Annotated in this window: 5 protein-coding genes; 4 read left to right on the forward strand and 1 reads right to left on the reverse strand. The window is 62.7% G+C overall.

The annotated features are described in order from the left end of the window. Nucleotides 1-79 precede the first annotated feature (79 nt). Nucleotides 80-1,723 (reverse strand): Na+/H+ antiporter, encoded by a 1,644-nt coding sequence (locus ACW9I6_RS30640; RefSeq protein ID WP_003219338.1) that lies wholly within the window; start codon nucleotides 1,721-1,723, stop codon nucleotides 80-82. 213 nt (nucleotides 1,724-1,936) lie between these two features. Between ACW9I6_RS30640 and ACW9I6_RS30645 the strand changes: the two genes are divergently transcribed. From ACW9I6_RS30645 to ACW9I6_RS30660, 4 genes are all read left to right on the forward strand, one after another. Beyond that, nucleotides 1,937-2,299, forward strand: coding sequence for an ArsC family reductase (locus ACW9I6_RS30645; protein WP_003219341.1), 363 nt, complete (start codon nucleotides 1,937-1,939; stop codon nucleotides 2,297-2,299). A gap of 33 nt (nucleotides 2,300-2,332) precedes the next feature. Further along, nucleotides 2,333-3,367 carry a 2,3,4,5-tetrahydropyridine-2,6-dicarboxylate N-succinyltransferase gene (dapD, locus tag ACW9I6_RS30650; RefSeq protein ID WP_003219342.1) on the forward strand — a complete coding sequence of 345 codons (1,035 nt, stop codon included), beginning with the start codon at nucleotides 2,333-2,335 and terminating at the stop codon, nucleotides 3,365-3,367. Nucleotides 3,368-3,436: 69 nt separating this feature from the next. Continuing rightward, complete coding sequence (locus ACW9I6_RS30655) at nucleotides 3,437-4,642, forward strand: aminotransferase class V-fold PLP-dependent enzyme (protein ID WP_008432246.1); 1,206 nt, start codon at nucleotides 3,437-3,439, stop codon at nucleotides 4,640-4,642. Next, entirely contained in the window at nucleotides 4,639-5,052 is a 414-nt protein-coding gene (locus ACW9I6_RS30660) for a SufE family protein (RefSeq protein WP_003219344.1), read from the forward strand. The genes ACW9I6_RS30655 and ACW9I6_RS30660 overlap by 4 nt, the downstream gene beginning before the upstream one ends. Nucleotides 5,053-5,118 lie beyond the last annotated feature (66 nt).

A 5,118-nucleotide genomic window follows, 5' to 3' on the forward strand; every position in this document is an offset into this window, starting at 1 on the left:
CGCAGCGCTCCCGCTTTTTTGGGGCCGCTACGCAGCCCAGCGGGAGCAAGCTCCCTCGCCACAAGCAAGCACCGCGGTGTTATTTGATATGACCCAGATTCGCCTCGCTCATATCCAGATCCGCCAACACCTCCCGTAGCACATCATCACCAATCTGATGGTGACGGCTCAGGCTATACAGCTCCAGACGCTGCGCCCGCAGGGCCTTGAGCCGCAACTTGCGCTCCAGTTGATCCATCTGCAACGCCAGCGCCTGGGCTTCGGCCGAATCGTTGAACACTTCCAGTTGATGACGATACTCCGACATCAACCGCGCCTTGAGCTCGGTGGCCAAGGCTGCCTGGGCGGCATCCTGGGGTGCAGCTTCAGCGGGTTCTTCGGCTTCCAGGGCATGGATAGCAGCCACGGCGGTCTTCTTCCAGGCCTCGCGCACTTCATTGTGGCGTTTCTCATCCGGGCTCTTCTCGATGCCGCGCAACAGCAGCGGCAAAGCGATGCAGGCCGCGACCAACGACAGCAGGATCACACCGGCGGCGATGAAGATCAGCAGGTCGCGCTCGGGAAAATCCTGCCCCGGCGCAAGCAGTAACGGTACCGACATCACACCCGCCAGGGTCACGGCACCGCGTACGCCACCGACGGTCAGCAACCAGCAGGACCGCGCGGTGGGCACCAGCGTCAGCTCACTTTTCCCACGAATCCGGCGCAATAAACCCGACAGTCGCCAGATGCTTTGCACCCAGATAAACCGCAACACCACCAGCACCAGGAAAATCGCGATCACGTCCAGGCAGCGATACAACAAGGTCGGCCACAGCGTCGGCTCGTGACTGACCACCGCCTTGATGATGTCAGGCAGTTGCAGGCCCAGCAGCAGAAAGATCAAGCCGTTGAACGCAAACTCCAGCAGCGACCAGACGCTGCGGTTGAGCAACCGGGTGCTGGTCTGGCGCGGCAGCAGGTCGAGCCAGCTTTGCATCATGCCCGCAGCCACCGCCGACAGGATGCCCGAGGCGCCAAGGCGTTCCGCCAGCACGTAGGCGGCGAATGGCAGCAACAACATGAACACCACGTGCGTCGCCGGGTCGTCCCAGCCCCGGGCGATCATCCAGGCACGCAGGCGGCCCACCAGCCAGCTCAACGCCACACCGACCGCCAGGCCACCCACGGCCACCAGCACAAAGGTGAGGCTCGCATCCGCCAGCGAGAACACGCCGGTCAGTGCCGCCGCCAGGGCGAACTTGAAGGTCACCAGGCCCGAGGCATCATTCATCAACGCCTCGCCCTGGAGCATGTGCATCAGTGGCGTCGGCAAGCGGTTCTGGGAAATGGCCGACACCGCCACGGCATCCGTCGGCGACAACACGGCCGCCAGGGCGAAGGCCACCGGCAGGGGAATACTCGGCAACAACCAGTGAATGAAGTAACCGGCCCCCACCACCGTAAACAGCACCAACCCCACCGCCAGCGTCAGGATCGGCCCGCGCAGGCGCCACAATTCACGCTTGGGCATGCGCCAGCCATCGGAGAACAGCAGCGGCGGCAGAAACAGGAAAAGAAACAACTCAGGGTCCAGGGCGACATGCAGCCCCAGGGTCGGCCAGGCCAGCAACGCACCGGCGGCGATCTGCACGAGTGGTAACGGCAGTGGGATCACACGCCCGACAAGGCGCGAAACGCTGACCAGCATCAGCAGGATAAGTACGGTGTAGGCGGTTTGCATAACGCGGGATTCCCAGACAATCAACTTGCAACAACACACATCAGGCAACAACTCGCCGTTGAAGTGCCATATTAGCCGCCTATGCTGCGCGATGGCCTTTGCACAAAAGTCGCACACGAGCAAAACGTAAGTGTGACGAGCGGCGCCGAAAGCCGCTGGCCATGGCATAATCCGTGACCTTTAATCTGCGTGAGCCCAAAGGGGGGCAATTCCTTGACCGCTTCAAGCAAAACGTTGCACCTTTTCGGCATCAAAGCCTGCGACACCATGAAAAAGGCGCGCACCTGGCTCGATGAGCACGCTATCCAGTATGAGTTTCATGACTACAAGACGGCCGGTATCGACCGCGAACACTTGACCCAATGGTGCAATGAGCACGGTTGGCAGGTGGTTTTGAACCGTGCGGGCACCACCTTTCGCAAACTCGAAGACGAACGCAAAGCCGATCTCGACCAAGCGAAAGCCATTGAATTGATGCTCGCGCAACCCTCGATGATCAAGCGCCCGGTGCTTGATCTCGGTGACAAAACCCTGATTGGCTTCAAGCCAGATAGCTATTCGGCGGCCCTCAAGTAGGCCAGCCCACTCCATTTCTGTAGAGGTAACAGCATGTCCAATTCCCTGTTCAGCCTGGGCTTCGGCGTCGGCACTCAGAACCGCCAAGGTGCTTGGCTGGAAGTGTTTTACGCACAACCGCTGCTCAATCCATCGGCTGAAATCATCGCGGCCATCGCGCCGATCCTCGGTTACACCGAAGGCAACCAGGCGATCACTTTCACCGTCACCCAGGCCCTGCAACTGGCTGACGCGCTCAAGGGCGTCGACGCTGCCCAAGCCGCCCTGTTGAGCCGCCTGGCTGAAAGCCACACGCCGCTGGTCGCCACCCTGCTGGCCGAAGACGCCGCACTGACCTCCACGCCTGAGGCCTACCTCAAGCTGCACCTGCTGTCCCATCGCCTGGTCAAGCCTCACGGCCTGAGCCTGGCCGGTGTGTTCCCGCAGTTGCCGAACGTGGCCTGGACCAGCCAGGGCGCAATCGACATCAATGAGCTGGCCGAGCGTCAACTGGAAGCGCGCCTGCGTGGCGACCTGCTGGAAGTGTTCTCGGTGGACAAGTTCCCGAAGATGACCGACTACGTGGTGCCGAGCGGCGTGCGTATCGCTGATGCCGCGCGCATCCGCCTGGGCGCCTACGTAGGCGAAGGCACCACCGTGATGCACGAAGGTTTCGTCAACTTCAACGCCGGTACCGAAGGCCCGGGCATGATCGAAGGCCGCGTGTCGGCTGGCGTGTTCGTCGGCAAGGGTTCGGACCTGGGCGGCGGTTGCTCCACCATGGGCACCCTGTCGGGTGGCGGCAACATCGTGATCAAGGTCGGCGAAGGCTGCCTGATCGGCGCCAACGCCGGTATCGGTATCCCGTTGGGCGACCGCAACACCGTGGAGTCGGGCCTGTACGTGACCGCCGGCACCAAGGTTGCGCTGCTGGACGAGCAGAACCAGCTGGTCAAGGTGGTCAAGGCCCGCGAGCTGGCCGGCCAACCGGACCTGCTGTTCCGCCGCAACTCCGAGACCGGTGCCGTGGAGTGCAAAACCCACAAATCGGCCATCGAACTGAACGCAGCGCTGCACGCTCACAACTAAGCAGCGACTCGATGCCACTAACGGCCCGCGCCTGACCGGTGCGGGCCGTTTATACGAGTCTTGATCACCATGCTTGTGCCCTCTCCCTGGCGCGCCGATTTTCCGGCCATCGCCACCCTGCAACGGCAAGACCAGACCTATCTGGACAACGCCGCCACCACGCAAAAACCTCAAGCCCTGCTGGACGCCATCAGCCATTACTACGCCAATGGCGCAGCCAATGTGCACCGTGCCCAGCATTTGCCGGGCGCCCACGCGACCCAGGCTTTCGAGGACAGTCGCAGCAAGGTGGCACAGTGGCTGAACGTCGGTGACGAGGGGCAAATCATCTTCACCCACGGCGCGACATCGGCTCTGAACCTCCTGGCTTATGGCCTTGAGCACCTATTCAACCCGGGCGACGAGATTGTCATCAGCGCCCTGGAGCACCACGCCAACCTGCTGCCGTGGCAGCAACTGGCCAAGCGTCGCGAGCTGGCGCTGGTGGTACTGCCGCTTGACGCTGGCGGCTTGATCGACCTGCAAGCCGCCGCCCAACTGATCGGCCCGCGCACCCGCCTGCTGGCGGTGAGCCAACTGTCCAACGTACTTGGCGCCTGGCAGCCGTTGCCGCAACTGCTGGCGCTGGCCAAGGCCCACGATGCACTGACGGTGGTCGATGGCGCCCAGGGCATCGTGCATGGTCGCCATGATATGCAGGCCCTGGGCTGCGACTTCTACGTGTTTTCCAGCCATAAACTCTATGGGCCGGACGGCGTCGGCGTGCTGTATGGCCGCACCGAAGCCCTGCATCACCTGCGCCACTGGCAGTTTGGGGGCGAGATGGTGCAGCAGGCTGATTATCAAAGCGCCAGTTTCCGCCCGGCGCCCCTCGGTTTCGAAGCCGGGACTCCGCCGATCGCCAGCGTGATCGGCCTGGGGGCAACCCTGGATTACCTGAGTTCCCTGGACCAGCAGGCGGTGACGGCTCACGAAGCCGCCCTGCACGACTACCTGTTGCGTGGCTTGCAAGCGCGCAATGGCGTGCGCTTGCTGGGGTCGCCGCACGTCGCCCTGGCCAGCTTCGTGGTGGAAGGCGTGCACAACGCCGACCTCGCCCACTTGCTGACCGAACAAGGGATTGCGGTGCGCGCCGGCCATCATTGTGCGATGCCGCTGCTCAAGCAGATGGGATTGTCGGGGGCGATTCGGGTGTCATTGGCGCTGTACAACGACTCCGATGACCTGGAGCGCTTTTTTGAAGCGCTGGATCAAGCCCTGGATATGTTGCGATGAGCTTGCCGACTGAGGCCGTTGTCGCGCTGGAAGCGTTCCAGGCAGTCGGCAGTTGGGAGCAACGAGCCCGCCTGCTGATGCAATGGGGCGAGCGGCTGCCCGCCTTGCCGGACGAAGACAAGGTAGACGTCAACCTGGTGCAGGGCTGTGAAAGCCTGGTGTGGCTGGTGGGGCGCTTGCAGGATGGACATTGGCAGTTTGCCGCCAGCAGCGATGCACGGCTGATACGCGGGCTGGTGGCGTTGTTGCTGGCGCGGGTCAACGGTGTGTCTGCCGCCGAACTGCAAGCCGTCGACTTGCCCGGCTGGTTTGAGCAACTGGGCCTGTCGCGGCAGTTATCGCCGTCGCGCAGCAATGGGTTGAATGCGGTGCTTCAGCGGATGCGGGAGTTGAGCCTTATACAAAACTAAATGTGGGAGCGGGCTTGCTCGCGAAGGCGGCGTGTCAGTCACCGGAGATGTCGACTGATACACCGC

The sequence above is a fragment of the Pseudomonas sp. SDO5522_S412 genome, from assembly GCF_054071215.1.